At 71.0% G+C, this 23131-nt stretch carries 23 protein-coding genes; 9 read left to right on the top strand and 14 right to left on the bottom strand.

Features of this window, described 5'->3' with window-relative positions; genetic code table 11:
• Positions 1 to 9 precede the first annotated feature (9 nt).
• Positions 10 to 1065, bottom strand: a complete 1056-nt coding sequence (locus FBZ33_RS13815) for a YafY family protein (protein WP_141909348.1) — start codon at positions 1063 to 1065, stop codon at positions 10 to 12.
• Entirely contained in the window at positions 1062 to 2060 is a 999-nt protein-coding gene (locus tag FBZ33_RS13810) for a YafY family protein (protein ID WP_141909347.1), read from the bottom strand. The genes FBZ33_RS13815 and FBZ33_RS13810 overlap by 4 nt, the downstream gene beginning before the upstream one ends.
• A 117-nt stretch (positions 2061 to 2177) precedes the next feature.
• On the opposite strand from FBZ33_RS13810, the gene FBZ33_RS13805 reads away from it, so the two are divergent.
• The gene (locus FBZ33_RS13805; RefSeq protein WP_141909346.1) at positions 2178 to 3185 is read left to right on the top strand and encodes a cation diffusion facilitator family transporter; all 1008 of its coding nucleotides are present in this window, start codon (positions 2178 to 2180) and stop codon (positions 3183 to 3185) included.
• A gap of 61 nt (positions 3186 to 3246) precedes the next feature.
• On the top strand, positions 3247 to 4332 hold the full coding sequence (locus FBZ33_RS13800) for a DUF3866 family protein (protein ID WP_141909345.1): 1086 nt from the start codon (positions 3247 to 3249) through the stop codon (positions 4330 to 4332).
• A gap of 28 nt (positions 4333 to 4360) precedes the next feature.
• On the opposite strand, the gene FBZ33_RS13795 is transcribed toward FBZ33_RS13800, so the two are convergent.
• The 3 genes from FBZ33_RS13795 to FBZ33_RS13785 all read right to left on the bottom strand — a co-directional run bounded on the left by FBZ33_RS13795 (position 4361) and on the right by FBZ33_RS13785 (position 6270).
• Positions 4361 to 4555 carry a hypothetical protein gene (locus tag FBZ33_RS13795; RefSeq protein ID WP_088948118.1) on the bottom strand — a complete coding sequence of 65 codons (195 nt, stop codon included), beginning with the start codon at positions 4553 to 4555 and terminating at the stop codon, positions 4361 to 4363.
• A 102-nt stretch (positions 4556 to 4657) separates the two neighbouring features.
• Positions 4658 to 6016, bottom strand: coding sequence for a Pup--protein ligase (gene pafA / locus FBZ33_RS13790; protein WP_141909344.1), 1359 nt, complete (start codon positions 6014 to 6016; stop codon positions 4658 to 4660).
• A 68-nt stretch (positions 6017 to 6084) separates the two neighbouring features.
• Complete coding sequence (locus FBZ33_RS13785; protein WP_370453007.1) at positions 6085 to 6270, bottom strand: hypothetical protein; 186 nt, start codon at positions 6268 to 6270, stop codon at positions 6085 to 6087.
• Between the two features lie 70 nt (positions 6271 to 6340).
• On the opposite strand from FBZ33_RS13785, the gene rfbB reads away from it, so the two are divergent.
• Both rfbB and FBZ33_RS13775 read left to right on the top strand, forming a co-directional pair.
• Positions 6341 to 7342, top strand: coding sequence for a dTDP-glucose 4,6-dehydratase (gene rfbB / locus FBZ33_RS13780; RefSeq protein ID WP_141909343.1), 1002 nt, complete (start codon positions 6341 to 6343; stop codon positions 7340 to 7342).
• The gene (locus FBZ33_RS13775; RefSeq protein WP_141909342.1) at positions 7339 to 7824 is read left to right on the top strand and encodes a hypothetical protein; all 486 of its coding nucleotides are present in this window, start codon (positions 7339 to 7341) and stop codon (positions 7822 to 7824) included. The genes rfbB and FBZ33_RS13775 overlap by 4 nt, the downstream gene beginning before the upstream one ends.
• Positions 7825 to 7935: 111 nt before the next feature.
• Here the strand turns inward: FBZ33_RS13775 and prcA are convergent, their stop codons facing one another.
• From prcA to arc, 6 genes are all read right to left on the bottom strand, one after another.
• Positions 7936 to 8766, bottom strand: a complete 831-nt coding sequence (gene prcA / locus FBZ33_RS13770; RefSeq protein ID WP_141909341.1) for a proteasome subunit alpha — start codon at positions 8764 to 8766, stop codon at positions 7936 to 7938.
• A 61-nt stretch (positions 8767 to 8827) separates the two neighbouring features.
• A complete protein-coding gene (gene prcB, locus FBZ33_RS13765) occupies positions 8828 to 9667 on the bottom strand; it encodes a proteasome subunit beta (protein WP_185755297.1) in 840 nt (279 codons plus the stop codon).
• Positions 9586 to 10107: an endonuclease VII domain-containing protein gene (locus FBZ33_RS13760; RefSeq protein ID WP_255508846.1), complete on the bottom strand. Its 522-nt coding sequence runs from the start codon at positions 10105 to 10107 to the stop codon at positions 9586 to 9588. Before FBZ33_RS13760 ends, prcB begins: the two co-directional genes overlap by 82 nt.
• A 186-nt stretch (positions 10108 to 10293) precedes the next feature.
• Entirely contained in the window at positions 10294 to 10509 is a 216-nt protein-coding gene (locus FBZ33_RS13755) for a ubiquitin-like protein Pup (protein ID WP_030332902.1), read from the bottom strand.
• A gap of 104 nt (positions 10510 to 10613) precedes the next feature.
• Positions 10614 to 12131 carry a depupylase/deamidase Dop gene (gene dop / locus FBZ33_RS13750; protein ID WP_088948110.1) on the bottom strand — a complete coding sequence of 506 codons (1518 nt, stop codon included), beginning with the start codon at positions 12129 to 12131 and terminating at the stop codon, positions 10614 to 10616.
• Positions 12132 to 12368: 237 nt separating this feature from the next.
• Positions 12369 to 14153, bottom strand: coding sequence for a proteasome ATPase (gene arc, locus FBZ33_RS13745; RefSeq protein ID WP_088948109.1), 1785 nt, complete (start codon positions 14151 to 14153; stop codon positions 12369 to 12371).
• Between the two features lie 177 nt (positions 14154 to 14330).
• On the opposite strand from arc, the gene FBZ33_RS13740 reads away from it, so the two are divergent.
• A complete protein-coding gene (locus FBZ33_RS13740) occupies positions 14331 to 14621 on the top strand; it encodes a ferredoxin (RefSeq protein WP_074309704.1) in 291 nt (96 codons plus the stop codon).
• Between the two features lie 53 nt (positions 14622 to 14674).
• On the opposite strand, the gene FBZ33_RS13735 is transcribed toward FBZ33_RS13740, so the two are convergent.
• The 3 genes from FBZ33_RS13735 to FBZ33_RS13725 are packed head-to-tail and all read right to left on the bottom strand — an operon-like array spanning position 14675 to position 17449.
• Complete coding sequence (locus FBZ33_RS13735) at positions 14675 to 15247, bottom strand: hypothetical protein (RefSeq protein WP_088948107.1); 573 nt, start codon at positions 15245 to 15247, stop codon at positions 14675 to 14677.
• Positions 15248 to 15293: 46 nt separating this feature from the next.
• Positions 15294 to 16361 carry a tRNA (adenine-N1)-methyltransferase gene (locus FBZ33_RS13730; RefSeq protein WP_141909338.1) on the bottom strand — a complete coding sequence of 356 codons (1068 nt, stop codon included), beginning with the start codon at positions 16359 to 16361 and terminating at the stop codon, positions 15294 to 15296.
• The gene (locus tag FBZ33_RS13725; protein ID WP_370453088.1) at positions 16358 to 17449 is read right to left on the bottom strand and encodes a M50 family metallopeptidase; all 1092 of its coding nucleotides are present in this window, start codon (positions 17447 to 17449) and stop codon (positions 16358 to 16360) included. Before FBZ33_RS13725 ends, FBZ33_RS13730 begins: the two co-directional genes overlap by 4 nt.
• A gap of 140 nt (positions 17450 to 17589) precedes the next feature.
• On the opposite strand from FBZ33_RS13725, the gene FBZ33_RS13720 reads away from it, so the two are divergent.
• From FBZ33_RS13720 to FBZ33_RS13705, 4 genes are all read left to right on the top strand, one after another.
• A complete protein-coding gene (locus FBZ33_RS13720) occupies positions 17590 to 18504 on the top strand; it encodes a PD-(D/E)XK nuclease family protein (protein ID WP_141909336.1) in 915 nt (304 codons plus the stop codon).
• 217 nt (positions 18505 to 18721) lie between these two features.
• Entirely contained in the window at positions 18722 to 19408 is a 687-nt protein-coding gene (locus tag FBZ33_RS13715) for a response regulator transcription factor (RefSeq protein WP_141909335.1), read from the top strand.
• Positions 19409 to 19769: 361 nt separating this feature from the next.
• On the top strand, positions 19770 to 20537 hold the full coding sequence (locus FBZ33_RS13710) for an ABC transporter ATP-binding protein (protein WP_141909334.1): 768 nt from the start codon (positions 19770 to 19772) through the stop codon (positions 20535 to 20537).
• Entirely contained in the window at positions 20537 to 23092 is a 2556-nt protein-coding gene (locus FBZ33_RS13705) for an ABC transporter permease (RefSeq protein WP_141909333.1), read from the top strand. Before FBZ33_RS13710 ends, FBZ33_RS13705 begins: the two co-directional genes overlap by 1 nt.
• Positions 23093 to 23131: the final 39 nt, after the last annotated feature.

Here is a 23131-nt window from a genome sequence, read left to right as displayed (position 1 = left end):
GCGGTCAGCCTACTGGGTGCGCCCGACCGCCGCCGGGTCGCCCGACGAGGCGGTCGCCGGGTCGGCCTCGGGCTGCTGGGGCGCGGCGGTCGGGGTGGGCACGGCGTACGCGTCCAGAGCGGCGGCCGCCGTCGCCCGCACCTGCTCGGCCAGCTCGACCGGGGCGACCACTGTGGCGTCCGGGCCGAGACCCAGCACGAACCGGCGAGCCCACCCCAGGTCGGTGACCCGCAGCGACACGAGCCACTGGTCGCCGTCGCCGGCCTCGACGCGCTCACACGGGTAGTACTCGGTGATCCACCGCTCGCTGCGGCCGATGCGCAGCGTGATCAGCGGCAGGTCGGGCGAGGGGCGGAAGACCCCCTCGGTGAGGTCGTGCGGAACGGCCTGCGGCGGCACGGTGGCCGGCTCGGCCAGCTCGGTGATCGCGTCGATCCGGTCGGCCCGGAACAGGCGGACCGCCTCCGCGCGCCGACACCACGCCTCCACGTACGCCCGGCCGCCGACCATCAGCATCCGCAGCGGGTCGATGACGCGGTCGGTGGTCTCGTCCCGGGCAGCGGTGTAGTAGGTGATCCGCAGTGCCTTGCCGCCCTCGACGGCGGCGCGCAGTGCCTCGACCCGCCGGGTGTCGCCGGGCAGTCGGACCGCCACCGGCGCGCCCACCAGGTCCCCCGCGTCCTCGATCTTCGCCAGGGCCCGTTCGACGGCCTCCCGGTTGGCCACCCCGGGCGTCTCGGCGAGCATCCGCAACGCCACGACCAACGCGAGGGCCTCGTCGGGGGTGAGCCGCAGCGGCCGGTCGATGCCGGCGTCGTAGGTGATGGTCACCCGATCGCCGTCGAACGCCATGTCGATCAGGTCACCCGGGCCGTAACCGGGCAGCCCGCACACCCAGAGCAGCTCCAGGTCCTCCCGGAGCTGCCGCTCGGTGACGCCGAGGTCACCGGCCGCCTCGGCGATCTCGATGCCCGGCCGGGCCAGCAGGTAGGGCACCAGGTTGAGCAGGCGGGCCAGCCGGTCGGCGGACGCGCGGGAGCCGCCCCGGGCGGCCGGGCGGGTCACCGGGCACCCCCGCTGACGGCCAGCTCGTCGTGTCGGACGGCGATCTCCTTGAGTCGTTGGATGACGGCCTCGCGGACCTCCGGCGGGTCGAGCACCCGCACGTCCGGGCCGTAGCCGACGAGGTGGCCGGCCAGCCCGTCCGGGTCCGCGTACGGCAGGACGAGCCGGTCACCGTTTGGCCCGGCGGTCACCTCCACCGCCCAGCGGCGCAGCCCGGCGGCACGGCCCGGGGCGGCCAGCACGGTGGCCCGGCCGGTGCGCTCCACCGGACCCGACCAACGGGCCACGTGGCTGATCAGGTCGACGTTGGCCGGCGGCTCGTACGCGCCGGGCGCGCCGGTCACCCGGACCGTGCCGACGACGCGGGACAGCCGGAAGCAGCGGGTCGCCGCCCGGTCCAGGTCGTGGCCGACCACATACCACCGGCCGCGCCAGCAGACCACGCCCCACGGTTGCAGCCGACGGCGGCTGGGTGCGTCCCGGTCGGGCACCCGGTAGTCGAACCCGACCTCGCGGCGGTCCCGGGCGGCGGCGGTCAGCGGCGCGAACGCCGGGTCGACGGTGACCATCGGCTCCAGGCCGAGAGTGGCCTGCGGGTCGACGTCCACGCCGGCGGCGCGCAGCTTGGCCAGCCCGGACGACGCGGCGGCGGCCAACCCGGCGTGCTGCCAGAGCCGTGCGGCGATGCCGACAGCGGCGGCCTCGTCCGGTTCCAGGAGGATGTCGGGCAGCGCGTATTCCCGGTGGGCGATCCGGTAGCCGGGCTCGGCGTCGAAGGCGCTCGCCGTGCCGGTCTCCAGTGGCACACCCAGCTCACGCAGCTCAGCCTTGTCGCGCTCGAACTTGCGCTGGAACGCTTCGTGATCGCGCGCGTCATCGGGATCATGCTCGTAGCCGGGCACGGTCGCGGCGATCTGCGCGGCGGTCAGGAACCGTCGCGTGGACAGCAGGCAGATCACCAGGTTGACCAGGCGTTCGGTGCGGGTCCGCGACACGCGGTAGACGCTAGCAGTCGACACGCCCACGACGTGCACCCGCGCGGGCGTGCCGCACACTTGTTCGGATCGGGCCTCCCCCAGCGCGTTGCTGTCTCCGGTCATAGGGTGAGGCTCATGTCGCAAGCGGACGCCAGGCCCGAGAGCGAGAGCGTCGGCACGGTGATCGTCGCGGGTGTCGCCAACCTCGCCATCGCGATCGCCAAGCTGATCGCCGGGGTGATCTCCGGCTCGGCCGCCATGCTGTCCGAGGCGGCGCACTCGGTCGCGGACACCACCACCGAGGTGCTCCTCTACCAGGCGCTGCGCCGCGGTGCCCGGCCGGCGGACCAGCGGCGCCCCTTCGGGTACGGCAAGGAAAGCTACGTCTGGGCGTTCTTCGCGGCGATGTTCACCTTCGTCGCCGGCGCCGGCTTCGCCGTCACCCACGGCGTCACCACGATCCTGGTGCACGAGCACAGCGGCGACTACCTGGTCTCGTACATCGTCCTGGCGGTGTCGTTCGTCATCGAGTCGATCTCCCTGGCCCGGGCCGTGCGGCAGGTCCGCAGCGAGTCCCGGCGCTGGCAGACCACTCCCCGACGCTTCCTGCGACTGACCGCCGACACCACCGTCAAGGCGGTCTTCCTGGAGGACAGCGCGGCCCTGATCGGTCTGCTGCTGGCCGGTGCCGGCGTCGGCCTGTCCCACGCCACCGGCGACGAGGTGTGGGACGGCGTCGCGTCGATCCTGATCGGGCTCCTGCTGCTGGCTGTCGCCGGGATCCTCGCCGCCAACAACCTGTCGCTGCTGGTCGGTCGGGCCGTCCCGGAGCGGCTGCGTCACGAGATCGAGCAGGAGTTGACCGGGCTACCCGAGGTGGAGCGGATCGACACCCTGATGACCATGCAGCTCGGCCCGGACGACATCCTGGTCGCCGCCAAGGTCGACTTCAGCGACGAGGCCACCGGCGCGGCCATCGAGGCCGCCGCCGACGAGGCCGAACGGCGGCTCACCGGGCTGTACCCGGAGATCCGTTACGTGTTCCTCGACCCCACCCGATCGTTGCCCGGCGCCACCGGCCGGGCCCGGCACACCCAGGCCGCGCCGGACCCGCGGGCCGACGACGGACCCGATCGTCCCTGAACGAACCGCACGGCAGCACCCGGGCGCGGGCCGCCAGGCCCGCGCGGCTAGCGTGCCCGTCATGGTGCGATGGCGTACGGGGACGGTGGCGACGCTGCGACGGCAGTGGACCGGGGCGGTGGAGCTGGACGTCGACCTGCCCGACGGCACGCGCATGCGGGCGCTGGCCTACCCCGAGTTGGTCGGCACGCCGGAGCCCGGCGACCGGGTGCTGCTCAACGCCGGTGCGCTGCTGATGGGCTTGGGCACCGGCGGGTACGCCCTGGTGGTGGCCCTGCCGGACCGGCTGCCGCCGGACCCGCCGGAGGTCGGCGACACCCGCGACGCCGGTCACCTGGTCAAGGCCCGCTACACGCCGTTGCAGCCGATCCTGCTCGGCGTGGACGAGGAGGCGTCCCCGCACCGCGACGTGCTGGCCGACGCGGACGACCTGGGCGGCCTGCCGGTGGTCACCGCCGACCTGCACTCGGCGCTGCCGGCGATCCTGGCCGGCATCCGGGCCGACGCGCCGCAGGCGCGGGTGGCGTACCTGCTCACCGATGGTGGGGCGCTGCCGGCGTGGTTCTCCCGCACCCTCGCCGGGCTGCGGACCGAACTGGCCGGCACGATCACCGTCGGGCAGGCCTTCGGCGGTGACCTGGAGGCCACCACCCTGCACGGCGGCCTGCTCGCCTCCCGGTACGTGCTGGGCGCCGACGTGGCCATCGTGGCCCAGGGGCCCGGCAATCTGGGCACCGGCACCCGCTGGGGCTTCTCCGGCGTCGCCGTCGGTGAGGCGGTCAACGCGATCGCCACGCTGGGCGGCCGGGCGGTCGGCTCGCTGCGCATCTCCGACGCCGACCCCCGCCCACGGCACCGGGGGGTGTCACATCACAGCCTCACCGCGTACGGCCGGGTGGCGCTCGCCCCGGCGGAGCTGGTGGTGCCCGACGAGCTGGACCCGGTGCTGCTCGCGGAGGTGAACGCGTCGCTGGCCCCCCTGACGGCCCGGCACCGGATCGTCCGGGTGCACACCACCGGGCTCGACGCGGCGCTGCGCGCCAGCGCCGTGCCGCTGTCCACCATGGGCCGTGGTCTCGACGCCGATCACGCGTACTTCCTGGCCGCCGCTGCCGCCGGCCGGCACGCCGTCACCCTGCTGCCCTGACCAGCCTCGGGCGACGGGACGACGCCGCTCAGGCCAGGAAGATCAGGGCTAGCCAGCCGCCCACGATGAGCACCAGCGCCAGGGCCAGCACCCACGTCGGGACTGTGTATTCACCGCGCCGGTTTCGGTCGACCTCGGCGCGGATCTTCTCGCGTCGGCGTTCGACCCAGTTCTGCCGCTCGGTGCCGCGCTCGGAGCGGTCGGAAGGTCCAGAAGTCGTCATGGCGGGACCCAGCTTAGCGGGCCCCCGCGCCGACAGCGCCGCGGAGCCCGCCGGGTAGGCCGACCCCGCCGGCGCACACCACCGCCGGGGTCGGCACACCGGTCACATGCTGGCGATCAGCCGCTCCACCCGCTCGTCGTACGCCCGGAACGGGTCCTTGCAGAGGACGGTGCGCTGTGCCTGGTCGTTGAGCTTCAGGTGCACCCAGTCGACGGTGAAGTCGCGCCGCTTCTCCTGGGCGTGCCGGATGAACTCGCCGCGCAGCCGGGCCCGCGTGGTCTGCGGCGGGGTTTCCTTCGCCTCGAAGATCTCCGGGTCGGTGGTCACGCGGTCGACCTCGCCGCGGCGCTCCAGCAGCCCGTAGAGGCCCCGACCGCGACGCACGTCGTGGTAGGCCAGGTCCATCTGCGCCACGCGGGGGTGCGACAGGGGCAGGTCGTGCTTGCGCTGGTAGCGCTCGATCAGCCGCAGTTTGCTGACCCAGTCGATCTCCCGGGAGACCGGCTCCAGGTCGCCGGACTCCACCGCGTTGAGCACCCGGCCCCACAGCTCGACGACCCGCTTGGCGGCCTGGTCGCCGCCGCGCCGCTCGACGAACTCGGTGGCCTTGGCCAGGTATTCCTGCTGGATGTCCAGGGCGCTGACTTCCTTGCCGTTGGCCAGCCGCACCTTGCGCCGGCCGGTGATGTCGTGCGACACCTCCCGGATCGCCCGGATCGGGTTCTCCAGGGACAGGTCGCGCATCACCACCCCGGCCTCGATCATCCGCAGCACGATGTCGGCGGTGCCGACCTTGAGCAGCGTGGTGACCTCGTTCATGTTGGAGTCACCGACGATCACGTGCAGCCGCCGGTAGCGCTCGGCGTCGGCGTGCGGCTCGTCGCGGGTGTTGATGATCGGACGGCTACGGGTGGTCGCCGAGGAGACGCCCTCCCAGATGTGCTCGGCCCGCTGCGACAGGCAGTAGACCGCGCCGCGCGGGGTTTGCAGGACCTTGCCGGCCCCGCAGATCAACTGCCGGGTGACCAGGAACGGGATGAGTACGTCGGCGAGCCGGCCGAACTCGCCGTGCCGGGAGACCAGGTAGTTCTCGTGGCAGCCGTACGAGTTGCCGGCCGAGTCGGTGTTGTTCTTGAACAGGTAGATCTCACCCGCGATGCCCTCGTCGTGCAGTCGCTTCTCCGCGTCGACCAGCAGGCCCTCCAGGATCCGCTCGCCAGCCCGGTCGTGGGCGACAAGATCGGTCACCGAGTCGCACTCCGGAGTCGCGTACTCCGGATGCGACCCGACGTCCAGGTAGAGCCGGGCCCCATTACGCAGGAAGACATTGCTCGACCGACCCCAGGACACCACGCGGCGGAACAGATACCGCGCGACCTCGTCCGGGGACAGCCGCCGCTGCCCGCGATAGGTGCAGGTGACGCCGTACTCGGTCTCGAGGCCGAAGATTCGCCGCTCCATGGTGTGACATTAGCCGCCCGGAGGCCCCGTTCGTCACTGTCACACCACAGGTCGTACTCCGGGCGTGGTCACATACCGGTTGAGTGCGACATTCCGTCCGGCCCGAGGCTCGCCACGAACCGCTGGCAGGTGTCGTACTCCGGCAGCAGACCCCGCTCGCGGGCCTGGGCGAGGGTCGGCGCCGCGTCGTCGCGGGCGGACAGCAGTGGGACGTCTGCGGGCCACTCGATGCCCAACTCCTCGTCCAGCCGCAACCATCGCCGCCGGCATGTCGCCGATCGCCGCCGACAACCGGCCCGCCGCTTCGCGTAAACTCCAGGGCCCGTGAGGATCCTCGTCACCGGCGGTGCCGGCTTCATCGGTTCGGAGTACGTCCGCATGCTGCTGGGCGTGCCTGGTGGCAGCGCCTCTGGCGTGCCGACGGTCGAGCCCGTCGGGGTGACCGTGCTCGACAAGCTCACCTACTCGGGCAACCTCGCCAACCTCGACCCGGTACGCGACGACCCTCGGCTGCGCTTCGTGCGGGGCGACATCTGCGACGCGACGGTGGTCGACGAGGTGGTCGCGGGGCACGACGTGATCGTGCACTTCGCCGCCGAATCGCACGTCGACCGGTCGATCGCCGGCGCCGCGCCGTTCGTCACCACCAACGTGCTCGGCACCCAGACGCTGCTGGACGCCGCGCTTCGGCATGGCACCGGTCGCTTCGTGCACGTCTCCAGCGACGAGGTATACGGCTCGATCGACGAGGGCTCGTGGACCGAGACCTGGCCGCTGGCCCCGAACTCCCCGTACTCGGCCTCGAAGGCCGGCTCCGACCTGCTCGCCCTGTCCTACCACCGCACCCACGGCATGGACGTGGTGGTCACCCGCTGCTCCAACAACTACGGGCCGTACCAGTTCCCGGAGAAGATCATCCCGCTGTTCGTCAGCAACCTGCTCGACGGCGGCACCGTTCCGCTCTACGGCGACGGCGGCAACATCCGGGACTGGCTGCACGTGCACGACCACTGCCGGGGCATCGCGCTGGTCCAGCAGAGGGGCCGCACCGGCGAGGTGTACAACATCGGCGGCGGCACCGAGTTGACGAACAAGGAGCTCGCCGGCCTCCTCCTCGACGCCTGCGGCGCCGGCTGGGACCGGGTCGTACCGGTCACCGACCGCAAGGGCCACGACCGCCGCTACTCGCTGGACATCACCAAGATCAATGAAGAGCTGGGGTACGCCCCGAGCATCGATCTCGCCGACGGCCTGGCGCAGACCGTGCAGTGGTACCGCGACAACCGGGCCTGGTGGGAGCCGTTGAAGGCGGCACCGACCGCATGATCAAAGTACTCGTCACCGGCGGGATACCGGGTCGGGACCTGCTCGCCGACCTGCGCGCCCAGCCGGGCGTGACGGACGCCGTGGTGCGCCACCACTACGAGTTCTCCCGCAGCGCGCTCAGGTTCTACCTGCTCGAACGCAACCGGCTGGTCACCCTGCTCGCCACCTACCAGATGCGCACCCTGGTGGTGCTCGCCCCCGCCCTGCTGCTCACCGAGGCCGCGATGCTCACCAAGGCGCTGACCGGCGGCTGGGCCCGACACAAGATTCGCGGATGGCGCTGGCTGTGGCAGCACCGGGGCTGGCTGCGCACCCGCCGCCGGCAGCTCCAGGCCGAACACCGAGTGCCCGACGGCGTCATCGCCGAGCTGATGACCGGCCGGCTCGCTCCCACCAACGTCGCCGCCCCCGGGCTGGGCCTCTTCAACATGCTGGCCGGGAGCTACTGGACCCTCGCCAAGCCACTGCTCAAGCGCCACTGACCGCCCGCAGCTCGGCGGTGGCCTCGCCGCCCCGATGCGTCGCCGCCCACGTGCTGGACGTGCGGCGGCGGGCGGCCACGGAACTCCTGCCGCCCGCCGCGTTGGCCGGTGTTACTTGCCGTCCGCTGGCTTGTCCTCCAGGTCGGCGGACCCCGCCGACGTCGTCGGCTTGTGCGACTCCGTCGCCGGCGCTGTCGGCGTGTCCGGGCCGCCTGCCGACTCGGGCTGCTCGGCAGCCGCGACATCGCTGTCCAGCAACGCGGTCAGCGCCGCGCCGGTGATCCGACGGAACGTACGACCAACCCGGTGGCGGTCCAGCACCGCCACCTCCAGCTGGTTGGCGGCGATCGTCCGGGCGGCGCCGCCCTCACCACCAACCGTGCTCAACGCCTGCACCGCGACCTTCACCGCCTCAGAGAGCGACATGTCCGCCCGGTGGTTGGACTTCAGCACGCCGGTGATCGCCTCGGCCTGGCCACCCATGGCCATCCGCCCCGGCTCGTCATTGACCGAGCCGTCGTACGTCAGCCGGTAGAGCTCGTCGTCGTCCGGAGTGGCCCCGACCTCCGCCACGCAGATCTCCACCTCGAACGGCTTCGACTGCTCGGTGAAGATCGCACCGAGCGTCTGCGCGAACGCGTTGGCCAGAGCCCGGCCGGTGACGTCACGGCGGTCGTAGCTGAGCCCGTTCAGGTCGGCCATGCGCACCCCGGCCCGGCGCAGATTCTCGAACTCGTTGTACCGGCCGACCGCGGCGAAGCCGATCCGGTCGTAGATCTCGCTGACCTTGTGCAGGGCGCTGGAGAGGTTCTCCGCGACGAAGAGCACCCCGCCGGAGTAGCTGAGGACCACCGCGCTGCGACCCCGAGCGATGCCCTTGCGGGCCAACTCGGAGCGGTCGCGCATGATCTGTTCGGGCGAGGCGTAGAACTGCATGGCCACGGCGGCGGTTCTCCTTACGGCGCGGTGCTGACGACTGCTGACTGGTGGGGGTGGACGGGGCTCAACCGCCCGGGTTCTCCATCCGGCCGGCGACCACGCCCTCGGCGATCGCCGCCGTCTCGGTGTCGGTCAGCCGGCGGGTGCCCTCGGCGGTAGCTGTCATCACCACCGGATAGATCCGGCGGGTCAAGTCGGGCCCGCCGGTCGCGGTGTCGTCATCGGCCGCGTCGTAGAGCGCCTCGACCGCGAGCCGGGTCGCGTCATCGACCGACAAACCAGCCCGGAAGCGCTTCTTCAGCGCCGACTTCGCGAAGAGCGAGCCGGAGCCGATCGCGTCGTAGCCGGTCTCCTCGTACGGACCACCGGTCACGTCGAAGCTGAAGATCCGACCGGCTCTCGCCGGGTCGGAGGCCGCCAGGTCGAAGCCGGCGAAGAGCGGCACCACGGCGAGCCCCTGCATGGCCGCGCCCAGGTTGCCCCGGATCATCGAGGCCAACCGGTTGGCCTTGCCGTCGAGCGAGAGCATCGCGCCCTCGATCTTCTCGTAGTGCTCCAACTCCACCTGGAACAGTCGCATCAGCTCGATCCCGATGCCCGCGGTGCCCGCGATGCCGACCAGCGAGTACGCGTCGGCGGGGTGCACCTTCTCGATGTCACGCTGGGCGATCAGGTTGCCCATGGTCGCCCGTCGGTCGCCGGCCATCACCACGCCCTCCGCAGCCGCGATGGCCACGATGGTCGTCGCGTGTGGTGCCAGGTCGGCGGCCATGCCCGGCGGCAGCGGTCGCCGGCCGGGCAGCATCTCGGGGGCCACCCGGCTCAGAAACGTGGTGAAGGAGGACGTCCCCGCGTTGGTGAACACATCTGGTAGACGCCCGGATGGATCAAAGCCCGCTGCCACGTGGTTCCTCTCAGGTACGTGATCGCCCTGGCCAGCCTCATGGGACTGTCACGGAACTGGCCAAGACCACCGTTGCAGTTGAAGCAGAGTATCCCGCGCACCCATCCGGTGCGATGATCGTGGTCCAGATGTTGTGGGTCGGCAGCGCCACAGATCGCGCAGACCCCGCCCTGCTCGGCCAGGAGCTCCTGAAACTCCTTCTCCCCCACGCCGTACCGCCGCCGCAGGTGGTACTCGCGGTTACCCCCGTACAGCCGCTCTTTGGTCTCTCTGGTCCTGGCGTTGTGGCAGGGCTTGCAGTAGGTGGCATAACCGGAGTTGTCCGCCCGGTTACGGGGGAAGGCATCGAACGGCTTGACCACATCGCAGGCCGAACAGAACTTGTGGCCCTCGGGCACGACGCGACCTTCGCGCACCTCACGGTCGAACTTTGCCTTCACCCGACGCGCATAGCTTGCCTTTGACCGCTCGTTGAAGCAGGGCTTGCAGTAACTTCCCCGCCCATCCGGCCTCTTGGAGCTCGCACAGAACTGATCGAGCGCCTTCCATTCGCTGCAATCTCGGCAGCGACGAAGCCCGTCTCGATCATCGCTCGCTCCAGGCATGCCCGAATTAACCCTATATGCTCACTGACCGCCTTTTTGTACGTAACCCCTCACGAACTCCTCTGCGTTTTCTTCGAGGACGGAGTCGATCTCGTCGAGGAGGTCGTCGACATCCTCGGTGATCTCGGCGTGCCGCTCAGCCACCTCAGGGTTGGCCTCGGTGGTGACGTCCTCGATTTCCTCGCCCTGACGGGACTTGCCGGACTGCGACTGGCCGCCGCTGTCATGAGTGGCCACTGCTGCCTCCTCCACGATCGTCTGCGATGAACTTACCTCGCGCGGGCGACGAAAAGCCCGCCGCGCGCCGGCTTGCGGCACACGACGGGCATCCGGACGCGTGCTCAGCCCCCGGTCAACGTCTCCAGCAGGTCCTTGGCGCTAGCGCAGCGGTCGAACAAGGCGCCGACGTGCGCGCGAGTGCCCCGCTCCGGCTCCATCATCGGGACCCGGACCAGCGACTCCCGGCCCACGTCGAAGATCACCGAGTCCCAGCTCGCGGCGACCACCTCGGAGGCGTACTGGGCCAGGCAGCGGCCACGGAAGTAGGCCCGGGTGTCCTCCGGCGGCTCCGTCATCGCGGAGCGGGTCTCGTCGTCGGTGAGCAGCGTCTTCATCGCCCCCCGGCTGACCAGGCGGTGGTAGAGCCCCTTCTCCGGCCGGACGTCGGAGTATTGAAGGTCGACCAGCTGGAGCTTGTGTGAGCCCCAGGCGAGCTTCTCCCGCTCCCGGTAACCCTCCAGCAGCCGCAGCTTGGCCACCCAGTCCAACTCGTCGGCGCAGAGCATCGGATCCCGGCCCAGCCGGTCCAAGACGCTCTCCCAGCGGTCGAGTACGTCGACGGTCTGCTCGTCGGCATCGGTGCCGTACCGGTCGTCGACAAAGGACCGGACCCGCTCCAGGTAGGCCCATTGCAGGTCCAGGGCGGTGAGCCGGCGGCCGTCGCGCAGCCGCATGCGGTGCGTCAGGGTGGGGTCGTGGCTGACGGCGCGCAGCTCGCTCACCGGGTCGGCGATGCCGAGATCGGCCCCGAGCGCCTTCTCCTCGATCATGGTGAGGATCAGCGCGGTGGTGCCGACCTTGAGGTAGGTGGAGATCTCGGAGAGGTTGGCGTCGCCGATGATGACGTGCAGCCGGCGGTATTTGTCGGCGTCGGCGTGCGGCTCGTCGCGGGTGTTGATGATCGGCCGCTTGAGCGTCGTCTCCAGGCCTACCTCGACCTCGAAGAAGTCAGCGCGCTGGGAGATCTGGAAGCCGTTCTGCCCGCCGTCCTGGCCGATGCCGACCCGGCCGGCGCCGCAGACGATCTGGCGGGTGACGAAGAACGGCGTCAGGTAAGCCACGATGTCGGCGAACGGGGTCTGCCGACGCATCAGGTAGTTCTCGTGGGCGCCGTAGCTGGCGCCCTTGTTGTCGGTGTTGTTCTTGTAGAGGTGGATCGGCTGGCTGCCCGGGATCGTGGCGGCCCGGCGGGACGCCTCGGCCATCACCCGCTCGCCGGCCTTGTCCCAGCGCACCACGTCGCGAGGGGTGGTGACCTCCGGGGTGGAGTATTCGGGGTGGGCGTGGTCGACGTAGAGCCGTGCACCATTGGTGAGTATCACGTTGGCGAGGCCAAGGTCCTCGTCGGCCAACGCCTCAGCCGGGTCGTAGGCGGCGCCGGAGTAGGTGAAGCCGCGGGCGTCGCGCAGCGGCGACTCTTCCTCGTAGTCCCAGCGGGCTCGCCCGCCCCGGTTGAGTTCTGGACGTGCGCCATATGCATTGACCACCTGCGATGAGGTGACCATCGGGTTGGCTCCGGCCTGCCCGGGCACGGAGATGCCGTACTCGATTTCGGTGCCCATGATCCGACGTACCGTCATGCGACCACTCGCTTCGCTCGCCCACGGAGCCGGCGTGCCCGCCGCTCACACCATCGAGAATAGTCTGCGCGGTGGCCTACCGCCCGTCGCTGTCGGTCGGCGCGGCGTGACTACCGGGCTTTGGCGGGTTTGAGTGGCACCACGGGGCCGGACCACCGGGGAAAGCAGCGAAGCGGCGTCTCGCGGTGGGACGCACACAGCGGCGGCACCGGACGGGTCCGGTGCCGCCGCTGGCGGTCAGAGGTACTGGCCGGTGTTGCTGGCGGTCTCGATGGACCGACCGGCCTCGGCGCCCTTGCCGCCGGAGACGAGCGTGCGGATGTAGACGATCCGCTCGCCCTTCTTGCCGGAGATGCGGGCCCAGTCGTCGGGGTTGGTGGTGTTGGGGAGGTCCTCGTTCTCGCGGAACTCGTCGACGCAGGCGTCGAGCAGGTGCTGCAGGCGCAGCCCCTTACGGCCGGACGTGAGGAACTCCTTGATGGCCATCTTCTTGCTCCGGTCGACGATGTTCTGGATCATCGCGCCGGAGTTGAAGTCCTTGAAGTAGAGGACTTCCTTGTCACCGTTGGCGTAGGTGACCTCGAGGAAGCGGTTCTCCTCGGTTTCGGAGTACATCCGCAGCACCACGGCGTCGATCATGGCCGCCACGGTGGCCTGGGCGTCGGCCCCGTGCTCGGCCAGGTCGTCCGGATGCAGGGGCAGCCCGGAGAGGATGTACTTGGAGAAGATGTCCTTGGCCGCTTCGGCGTCCGGTCGCTCGATCTTGATTTTCACGTCGAGTCGACCGGGGCGCAGGATCGCCGGGTCGATCATGTCTTCCCGGTTGGAGGCGCCGATGACGATGACGTTCTCCAGGCCCTCCACGCCGTCGATCTCGCTGAGCAGCTGCGGGACGATGGTGTTCTCCACGTCGGAGGAGACACCGGAGCCGCGGGTCCGGAAGATCGAGTCCATCTCGTCGAAGAACACGATCACCGGGGTGCCCTCGCCGGCCTTCTCCCGTGCCCGCTGGAAGATCAGCCGAATGTGCCGCTCGGTCTCGCCGACGTACTTGTTGAGCAGCTCAGGGCCCTTGATGTTGAGGAAGAAGCTGGTGTGCTTCTCCTTGCCCTGCCGTTCGGCGATCTTCTTGGCCAGCGAGTTGGCCACCGCCTTGGCGATGAGCGTCTTGCCACAGCCGGGCGGGCCGTAGAGCAGGATGCCCTTGGGCGGGCGGAGCTGGTGCTCACGGAACAGGTCCGCGTGTAGGAAGGGAAGCTCCACCGCGTCGCGGATCTGCTCGATCTGCGACTGAAGGCCACCGATGTCGCCGTAGTCGACGTCGGGCACCTCCTCCAGGACCAGCTCCTCGACCTCGCTCTTCGGGATCCGCTCGTACGCGTAGGCCGAGCGGGGCTCGATCATGAGCGAGTCGCCGGCCCGGATCGCCGAGCCGATGAGCGTCTCGGCGAGGTGCACGATGCGCTCCTCGTCGGAGTGGGAGACCACCAGCGCCCGGTCGCCCGGCCCGCCGTTCGGCCCCTCCAGGATCTCCTTGAGCATCACCACCTCACCGACGCGCTCGTAGCCGAACGCGTCGACGATGTTGAGCGCGTCGTTGAGCAGGACCTCCTGGCCACGGCGCAGGTCACCCACCTCGAGGGAGGGCGAGACCGCGACCCGTAGTTTGCGGCCACCGGTGAAGACGTCCACCGTGCCGTCCTCGTGCTTGGCCAGGAAGACGCCGTACCCGCTCGGCGGTTGCGCGAGCCGGTCGATCTCCTCCTTGAGCGTCACGATCTGCGTGCGAGCTTCCTTGAGGGTGCTCACCAGCCGGTCGTTGTTCTCGGTCAGCCGCGCCAACTGTGCCTGGGTGGCCGCCAGCCGCTCTTCGAGCTGCCGGACGTGTCGGGGGCTTTCGGTCAACTTGCGCCGCACCAGAGCGAGTTCCTCCTGAAGGAACGCGACCTGCGTGGAGAGATCGTGGGCTTCCTTCTCCCACCGTGCGGCGCGCGAGTCCGCGTCGTCGCTGCGTGCTGCCACGTCCCACCTCCCCGGGGGGCTTGAACGTTCTGCCCTAACACTAGCCGCTATGAGGCCGATTCGGTCCCACGCAACACCCTCGTCACCGAACCTTGATCGCCAAGGGTGGCCTGACGGGCCGTTACCGGCGTTCGGGTACCGTCGAAGCGTAGGACGGGAGAACATGGGGGGTGCACCGTGGCCGAGGTCGCGACCGATCAGCTGCAGGTCTGGGTGGACCAGGATCTCTGCACAGGCGACGGGCTCTGCGTGCAGTACGCGCCAGAGGTTTTCGAGTTCGACATCGACGGTCTCGCCTACGTCAAGGGCGCCGACGGTGAGCTGCGGATGGCGCCGGGCAGCCGCGTCGACGTGCCGGAGCACCTGCGACTCGAGGTGATCGACTCCGCGAAGGAATGCCCCGGCGACTGCATCCACGTGGTGCGCGGCGACGGTGTCGAGGTCGCCGGCCCGGACGCCGAGGACTGAGCGACCCACCGGCCGGGCCCGCGCGGCCCGGCCGGCCCCGAAAGGGGTACGCCTCAGAGCATCGGACGACCGACCACCGAGGCGACCAGCCGCGCGAACTCCTCCAGCCGGGCGATCTGACCCGCCCCGCCGTCGTCGAGGGTCTTGCCGAAGCGCAACGCGTCGTGCCGTGGCGTGCCGGCCATCTCCTCGGTCGGCGGCGCCTCGTCCAGTGAGGTCAGCAGCAGGTAGACGTCGATGCTGTCGACCCGGATCTCGCCGCTCTCGGCACGGTTGAGTCGCCGCCGACAGCCGACCTCGGTGACGGTCGAGACCGGCACCACCCGCAGCGACGAGGTCATCGAGCCCGGGGGGCCCTCCTCCGGGGGTACGTCCTCCCCGTGCCAGAGGATCAGGCGGCTGCCGTCGCAGACGACGACCTCCTGCCACACGCCGTTGACCTCGTTGACGAAGCGTTCCAGGGTGAAGCCGAGCACCGACGCCCCACGCAGCACGCCGCCGAGTGCCTCCAGGGCGACGTCCGGGTCGCGCAGGTAGGCCCGCGCCGCCGACTCCAGATCCTGGTACGGCGACCAGTCGGGAAAGACCGCGGGAAGGTCACCGCCGCCGTAGCCCGGTCGGCTCATGCCGGCGCCTCCCCCGGCTCGGCGGTGCCCACGCCCAGCTCGATGGTCACGGCCTGTCCATCTCCCCCGTACCGTCGGGCTGCGCACCGGCCGCCTGGGCGGCGGCGGCCTGGACGGCGGCGGCCTGGACGGCGGCGGCCTGGACGGCGGCGGCCTGGACGGCGGCGGCCTGGACGGCGGCGGCCTGTCGGGCCGCCTCTGCCTCACGCAGGTCCTGGCGGCGCTGCGCGTACGCCTCGTTGCCCTTGCTGGGCTTGCGCCGACGCGGCGGCGCGGTCACCCCCGGGGCGAGCTTGCGCGCGGACACCAGGAACGCGGTGTGCGCGATCATCCGGTGGTCCGGGCGGACGGCGAGACCCTCGGCGTGCCAGTCGCGGACCAGGGACTCCCAGGCGCGCGGCTCGGTCCAGCCGCCGCGCTCGCGCAGCGCCTCCACCAGCTCGGAGAGCTGCGGCGTGGTGGCGACGTAGCCGATGAACACCCCGCCGGGCACCAGAGCCCGCTCGACCATGTCGAGGGTCTCCCAGGGGGTCAGCATGTCCAGGATGATGCGGTCGAAGCCGGTCTCCTGGCACTGCGCTACGTCGCCGACGTGCAGATTCCACGACGGGTGCGGCCCGTTGAAGAACGCCTCGACGTTGCGCTTGGCGATCTGGGCGAAGTCGTCGCGCAGCTCGAACGAGTGCAGCTCACCCTCGGTGCCGACGGCGCGCAGCAGGGAGCAGCTCAGCGCGCCGGAGCCGGCGCCGGCCTCGAGGACCTTCGCGCCGGGGAAGATGTCACCCATCGCGACGATCTGCGCCGAGTCCTTCGGGTAGATCACCTGCGCGCCGCGCGGCATGGACAGCACGTAGTCCGACAGGAGTGGCCGCAGGGCCAGGAACGCGGTGCCGCCACCGGCGGTGGTCACCACACTGCCGTCGGGGAGCCCGATCAGCGTGTCGTGCGCCAGGATGCCGCGGTGGGTGTGGAACTCCTTGCCCGGCTCCAGCGTCACGGTGTGCATCCGCCCCTTGGGGTCGGTCAACTGGACCCGGTCGCCGGGCCGGAACGGCCCTCGGTGCACGGGTGTCAGCGCCGGGGTGGCGGGGACGGTGGAGGGAGTTGCGGTCACGGTGTCATCTTCCGGTTGGGTTCGAGGAGCTGTGCCAGGTCCGCGATGTGCAGAATGCCGACGACATCTTCGCCTGACGTCACCACGTACTGCGCGCCCGGGTGGGTCTGTACGGCCTCCATCACCCGCTCGCCGTCCCACCCGAGGGTGAGCGTGGGAAGTGTGCCCAGGGACCGGGCCACGGCGTCCACCGCCAGCCACGGCCGGCGCTCGACGGGGACCGCCTCGGCGGCGGCCGGGTCGACCAGCGCCACCGGTCGGCCGGTGGAGTCGGTGACCAGCAGGGCGGCGCCGGGTTGAGCGGCGTCGGCGCGTCGGCGCTGCGCCTCGGCCAGGGGCGTGCCGGTGCTCACCGGCCAGACCGGGCGGGCCAGCCGGGAGAGGTCGATCAGCGGGAACCGGCGGCTGACCCGGGCGGCCCGGATCGACTGCCCGGCGCCGCGCCAGAGGGTGACGGCGACCAGCAACATCAGCGGCAGCGCCAGCGGCGCCAGGCGGTCGGTGACGGTGAGCAGCAGGACCACGACCGTGGTGCCGACGGCGACGACACGGCCGGCCCAGCCGGCGACCTCGGTGCCGAGGTGCCGGTCGCGGGTCAGCCCCCACACCGCGGCGCGCAGCGCCCGGCCACCGTCGAGCGGCAGCCCGGGCAGGCTGTTGAACAGCGCGACGATGACGTTGCTGACCGCGAGCTGGAAGGCGAGCTGGTGGGCCACTGTCCCCTGGGGCAGGGCGAGCGTGGCGGCGACCGCGAGGACGCCGAGCACCGCGGAGACCGCGGGGCCGGCCAGGGACACCAGCAGGTCGACACGGGGGGACGGGGCGTCCCGGTCCATCTCGGTGTAGCCGCCGAGCAGTTCCAGGGTGATTCCGCGCACACCGATGCCGTACCGCCGGGCGGTGAGGGCGTGACCCAGCTCGTGCAGCAGCACCGACCCGAGCAGTGACACCACGAAGCCGAAGCCGATCAGATAGCCGCTGATCTGCGGCAGGTCCAGCTGCCGGCGGGCGAACTCGGCGTACAGCACGGCGATGAGCACCGCCAACAGGACCATGGAGACGTTGAGGTGCAGCGGCACCCCGAACACCCGGCCGACGTTCAGGCCGGGGCGCCGGTCGGGTCGGCGCGGCGGCCGGGATGTCTGCTCCATCGCCACGATGCTACGGACCGTCGCTGTGTGGGGCGGGCGGCGGTCGGTGTCACACCGGTGCCCTAACCTTTGCCGACATGACGGCGGAACCGGTCACCACTCCCCAACCTTCCACCCCGGCGCAGGCGCCGCCGACGGTGCGGGCCTCGCTGTCGCCGTCGCGTGCGGCGGATTTCAAGACCTGCCCGCTGCTCTACCGGTTCCGCAGCATCGACCGGCTGCCCGAGCGCACCACCATGGAGCAGGCCCGGGGCACGCTGGTGCACGCGGTGCTGGAGCGCCTGTTCGACCTGCCCGCGCAGGGCCGCACACCGGCGGCAGCTGGCGATCTGGTGGCCCCACAGTGGGACCGGCTGGTCACCGAGCAGCCGGAGTTGGCCGGGGTGTTCGACGGCGCGGAGCCGGCCGACCCGGTGGAGTTCCTCCGCTCGGCCGCCGGGCTGCTGGAGGGTTACTTCGCCGTGGAGGACCCGACCCGGTTGGAGCCGGCCGAGCGGGAGAGCCTGATCTCGGCGGTGGTCGACGACGAGTTGCTGATCCGGGGTTACCTCGACCGGCTCGACGTCGCCCCGGACGGGGCGCTTCGGGTGGTCGACTACAAGACCGGCGGCGCTCCGCGGGAGGCGTTCGAGGCGCGGGCGCTGTTCCAGCTCAAGTTCTACGCCCTGGTGCTGTGGCGCACCCGGGGGGTGGTGCCCCGGGTGCTGCGGCTGCTCTACCTGCGCGACGCCGAGGTGTTGGACTACACGCCGGACGCCGACGAGCTGGTCCGCTTCGAGCGCACGGTGGTGGCCCTGTGGCGGGCCATCGAGCAGGCCACCGCCCGGCAGGATTTCCGGCCTCGACCGAGCAAGCTGTGCGACTGGTGCAGCCACCAGGCGCTCTGCCCCACCTTCGGTGGCACTCCGCCGCCGTTCCCGGTCGCGGTGGCGAGTGCCGACCCGCTGCGCGACTCCCGGTCGGTTCCGGTGGTGCCGGGCGCCGACGAGTGACAGCCGCCCCCGCGTCGCGGTGAGGTCGGTCCGGCTCCGGCGACGCTGATCGCCTCCTCGGGTCGGTGGGCGAGCCGCGCCGATCGGTTGGGGACCCGACCGCAGCGGTGCCGCTGCGGTCGGGACAGGGCGACCGGCCGGCCTCTACGGTGATCCGCGACGCACCCGCCGACGTACGCGAGGATGACCGGGTGCGGCAGGCCGGACAGGAGGCGAGATGACCGAACGGGCGACACCGGGGCGGCCGGTGCGGATCCTGCTCGCCGACGACCAGCCGCTGCTGCGTACCGGGTTCCGGATGGTGCTGGGCGCCGAGGGCGACCTGCACGTGGTGGCGGAGGCCGGTGACGGCGTGGAGGCGGTGGAGCTGTCCCGCCGGCTGCTGCCCGACGTCGTCCTGATGGACATCCGGATGCCCCGGATGGACGGGGTGGCCGCGACCCGGGCGATCGTCGACGCCCGACTCCCGGTGCGGGTGCTGGTGCTGACCACCTTCGACCTGGACGAGTACGTGGTGGGCGCGTTGCGTGCGGGCGCCAGCGGGTTCCTGGCCAAGGACGTGCCCGCCGAGGAGTTGATCGCGGCGATCCGCACTGTCGCCGGTGGGGACGCGGTGGTGGCTCCCCGCATCCTGCGGCGACTGCTGGACCGGTTCGCCGAGCTGCTGCCCGACCCGGCGGCGACGCCGTCAGCGGCGCTCGACGCGCTCACCGACCGGGAACGCGAGGTGCTGGTGCAGGTCGCCCGAGGGCTGTCCAACGCCGAGATCGCGGCGGTGCTGTCGGTCAGCGAAACCACCATCAAGACCCACGTCGGGCACGTGCTGACCAAGCTGCGGCTGCGCGACCGGGTGCAGGCCGTCGTGCTGGCGTACGAGTCGGGCTTGGTCCGCCCCAGGGCGTAGCCGCCGGCGGCCCGACTACCTCACCCGGCGTACTCGAAGATCCCACCGTGGGGTGACGGCCGCCGTTGCCTCCGTCACCTACCGTGACCGGAGACGGCCCGGCGCGGTTGACCCTCCTGTGACGTGAGGGGACACAGTCGGAGCCGGCGGGGGGGTTTCGCCAGCTGGAAACACGCTCGACCGGTCGCCGGGTCAGGGGCAACCCTGATCCGACATGGGGGTGCACCCGCAGCGGAATATCCGCTCCGGGTCAGCCCCTGGGCGGACGGGGCGGGCGTGAGCAGCACCGATGATTGAACTAGTCGCGCCGGACCATCGGGGGGCGGCGTGCATTTTCGGACAGACGGAAGAGGTAGATGACGTGACCGCGACGGTAGGCCAGCAGGCGCAGGCCGCGGCCCGGGCGAACGACGTGTGGAAGGTGTACGGCAGCGGCGAGGCTCAGGTCATCGCACTGCGGGGGGTCAGCGCGGAGTTCGAACGTGGCCGCTTCACCGCGATCATGGGGCCGTCGGGGTCCGGCAAGTCGACGCTGATGCACTGCCTGGCCGGCCTGGACTCGGTGACCCGGGGGACGGTGCAGATTGGTGAGACGACCGTGACCGGGCTGGGTGACGCGGGTTTGACGAAGCTGCGCCGCGACAAGGTCGGGTTCATCTTCCAGCAGTTCAACCTGCTGCCCACCCTGACCGCGAAGGAGAACATCCTGCTTCCGCTGTCGATCGCCGGGCGCAAGCCGGACCCGGCCTGGTACGACACGGTGATCAACACGGTCGGTCTGCAGGACCGGCTGGACCACCGGCCGGCGCAGCTCTCCGGCGGGCAGCAGCAGCGGGTGGCGTGTGCGCGGGCCCTGGTCTCCCGCCCCGAGGTGATCTTCGCGGACGAGCCGACCGGCAACCTGGACTCGCGCTCCGGCGCGGAGGTGCTCGGCTTCCTGCGTAATTCGGTGCGCGAGCACGGCCAGACCATCGTCATGGTCACCCACGACCCGACCGCCGCCGCGTACGCCGACCGGGTGGTCTTCCTCGCCGACGGGGAGATCGTCTCGGAGCTGATCGAGCCGACCGCCGAGACGGTGCTGGACACCATGAAGAAGCTGGACACTCCGGCTGAGGTGGGCAACTGATGTTCCGGGCGACACTGAAGAGTCTGCTGGCCCGCAAGGTCCGGCTGATCCTGTCCGGGCTGGCGGTCGTGCTCGGGGTCATGTTCGTGTCCGGCGCCTTCGTGCTCACCGACACGCTGGGCCGTTCCTTCGACTCGGTCTTCGCCGACGGCTTCTCCGAGATCGACGTGAACGTCGCGGCGAAGCCGAAGGTGGAGCTCAACGAGATGGAGGGCGAGCAGACCTCCGCTCCCCTGCCGGCCGCCCTGGTGGACCGGGTGAAGCAGGTGCCGGGCGTGGCCTCGGCCACGGGCATCGTGAACGCCGACGGCGCGCGGGTGATCGGCAGCAACGGCAAGGTCGTCAGCTCGTTCGGTCCGCCGCAGCTGGGCGAGAACTGGACCGGCGAGAGCGACCTGCTGCAGCTGCGCGAGGGCCGCGCGCCGCAGGCCGAGGACGAGATCGTCATCAACAAGTCCCTGGCCACCACGGCGAAGGTGCAGGTCGGCCAGAAGGTCGGCGTGCTCACCGCGTTCGAGTCGAAGAAGCGGGACTTCACCCTGGTCGGCATCGCCGGTTACAGCGGTGACCGGGACTCCATCGGCGGGGTCAACGAGGTCTTCTTCACCACGCCGGTGGCGCAGCGGCTGATGCTGGGCGAGCCGGACACGTTCAGCAGCATCACCGTGAACGCCGCCAACGGGGTCTCCGACGAGAAGCTGCGCGACGACGTGGCCCGCACCCTGGGCGCGGACTTCGACGTGAAGACCGGCGAGCAGGTGGCCGCGGACGCCTCGGCCAGCCTGAAGGAGGGCCTGTCCTTCTTCAACAAGATCCTGCTCGGCTTCGCCGCGGTGGCATTGCTGGTGGGCACGTTCCTGATCCTCAACACCTTCTCGATCATCGTGGCCCAGCGCACCCGCGAGTTGGCGCTGATGCGCGCCATCGGGGCCAGTGGGCGGCAGATCATCGGTTCGGTGGTGCTGGAGGCCATCGCGGTCGGTCTGATCGCCTCGGTGCTCGGCCTCGCCGCCGGCATCGGGGTGGGCGCGCTGCTGGCGTTCCTGTTCGGCAAGCTGGCCGGCGGCCTGACCCTGGCCGGGATCGGTGTGCCGGCGGCTGCGGTGATCGGGTCGTTCGCCGTGGGGCTGGTCATCACTGTGGTGGCGGCGCTGCTGCCGGCGCTGCGGGCATCGCGGATCCCGCCGATCGCGGCGATGCAGGACGTGGCCACGCCGGACCGACCGTTGACCAAGATCACCGTGACCGGGTCGGTGGTCACCGGCATCGGCGCGGTGCTGCTGTTCCTCGGGCTCAGCGGCAATGCCGGCGGTCAGACCCTGGCTACCATCCTCGGTGGGGTGCTGTTCGCCTTCATCGGCGTGGCGCTGCTGACCCCGCTGATCAGCCGGCCGGTGGTGAGCCTGCTCGGGGCGATCTTCTCCTGGTCGGTGCCGGGCAAGCTGGGCCGGCTCAACTCCGGGCGCAACCCGCGCCGTACGGCGATCACCGCCGCGGCGCTGATGGTCGGCATCGCGCTGGTCACCGGCGTCACGGTGATCCTCGACTCGGCCAAGGGCAGCATCAGCGCGCTCGCCCAGGACACCATCAAGGCCCAGCTGGTGATCTCCGGGCAGCAGGGCGGTCCGCGTCCGCCGAGCTTCGACCCGGGTGTGCTGGACCGGGCCAAGGCCCTGCCGGGCGTGCAACTGGTCGACGGCGAGTACGGCGACATGGCGAGGGTCGACGGCGAGAGCACCTGGGTCGCGGCGAGCAGCGACATCGCGTCGCTGCGGCAGATCTTCGGCGCGAAGGCCACCGCCGGTGACATCGACCGGCTCGGGCCGACCCAGATGCTGGCCAGCTCGGACACCGCCACGTCCCGTGGCTGGTCGGTGGGCTCGACGGTGAACGTGCAGCTGACCCGCGGTGAGGTCCGCACGTACACGGTCAGCGGCATCTACGAGTCGTCGCAGCTGACCAACCCGGTGACGCTGCCGCCGGCCGCGGCGAAGGACTTCGCCATCCCGCAGCCCATCCAGGGCTTCATCCAGCTCGCCCCGGGCGCGCGGGTGTCCGACGTGCAGCCGCAGGTGGAGGCGCTCCTCGCGGACAGCCCCGAGGTGTCGGTGGCCGACCGGGACGCGTTCATCGAGCAGCAGACGAGTTCGCTCGACGGCCTGCTCACGATGATCCAGATCCTGTTGGCGCTGGCCATCATCATCGCCGTGCTCGGCATCATCAACACCCTGGCGCTGTCGGTGCTGGAGCGGACCCGCGAGCTGGGTCTGCTGCGGGCGATCGGCCTGCGCCGCGGCCAGACGATGGGCATGATCACGGTGGAGGCGGTGGTGATCTCCGTGTTCGGCGCGTTGCTGGGCGTGGTGGTCGGCACCGGCCTCGGCGCCGCGGTGGTCGAGGCACTCAAGGACGAAGGCATCACCGACCTGATCCTCCCCTGGGGGCAGATGGGTGTCTTCCTCGGCCTCGCCGCGATCATCGGGGTGGTGGCAGCGGTGCTGCCGGCCATCCGGGCGGCCCGGATCAACGTGCTGGGCGCCATCGCCCACGACTGATCGGCACCATCGATGCCCCCGGTCGCCTGGCGATCGGGG

This window comes from Micromonospora sp. A202 (genome assembly GCF_006715105.1).
GTDB lineage: Bacteria > Actinomycetota > Actinomycetes > Mycobacteriales > Micromonosporaceae > Micromonospora > Micromonospora zamorensis.
Note: the sequence above shows the minus strand (reverse complement) of the source record. Positions and strands in the feature narration are given on the sequence as shown.

Excerpts from the sequence above, each read along its gene's own strand:
- FBZ33_RS13805 (WP_141909346.1), top strand. The coding sequence starts at position 2,178 with ATGTCGCAAGCGGACGCCAGGCCCGAGAGCGAGAGCGTCGGCACGGTG.
- FBZ33_RS13800 (WP_141909345.1), top strand. The coding sequence starts at position 3,247 with ATGGTGCGATGGCGTACGGGGACGGTGGCGACGCTGCGACGGCAGTGG.
- FBZ33_RS13795 (WP_088948118.1), bottom strand. The coding sequence starts at position 4,555 with ATGACGACTTCTGGACCTTCCGACCGCTCCGAGCGCGGCACCGAGCGG.
- pafA (WP_141909344.1), bottom strand. The coding sequence starts at position 6,016 with ATGGAGCGGCGAATCTTCGGCCTCGAGACCGAGTACGGCGTCACCTGC.
- FBZ33_RS13775 (WP_141909342.1), top strand. The coding sequence starts at position 7,339 with ATGATCAAAGTACTCGTCACCGGCGGGATACCGGGTCGGGACCTGCTC.
- dop (WP_088948110.1), bottom strand. The coding sequence starts at position 12,131 with ATGACGGTACGTCGGATCATGGGCACCGAAATCGAGTACGGCATCTCC.
- FBZ33_RS13735 (WP_088948107.1), bottom strand. The coding sequence starts at position 15,247 with ATGAGCCGACCGGGCTACGGCGGCGGTGACCTTCCCGCGGTCTTTCCC.
- FBZ33_RS13720 (WP_141909336.1), top strand. The coding sequence starts at position 17,590 with ATGACGGCGGAACCGGTCACCACTCCCCAACCTTCCACCCCGGCGCAG.
- FBZ33_RS13715 (WP_141909335.1), top strand. The coding sequence starts at position 18,722 with ATGACCGAACGGGCGACACCGGGGCGGCCGGTGCGGATCCTGCTCGCC.
- FBZ33_RS13705 (WP_141909333.1), top strand. The coding sequence starts at position 20,537 with ATGTTCCGGGCGACACTGAAGAGTCTGCTGGCCCGCAAGGTCCGGCTG.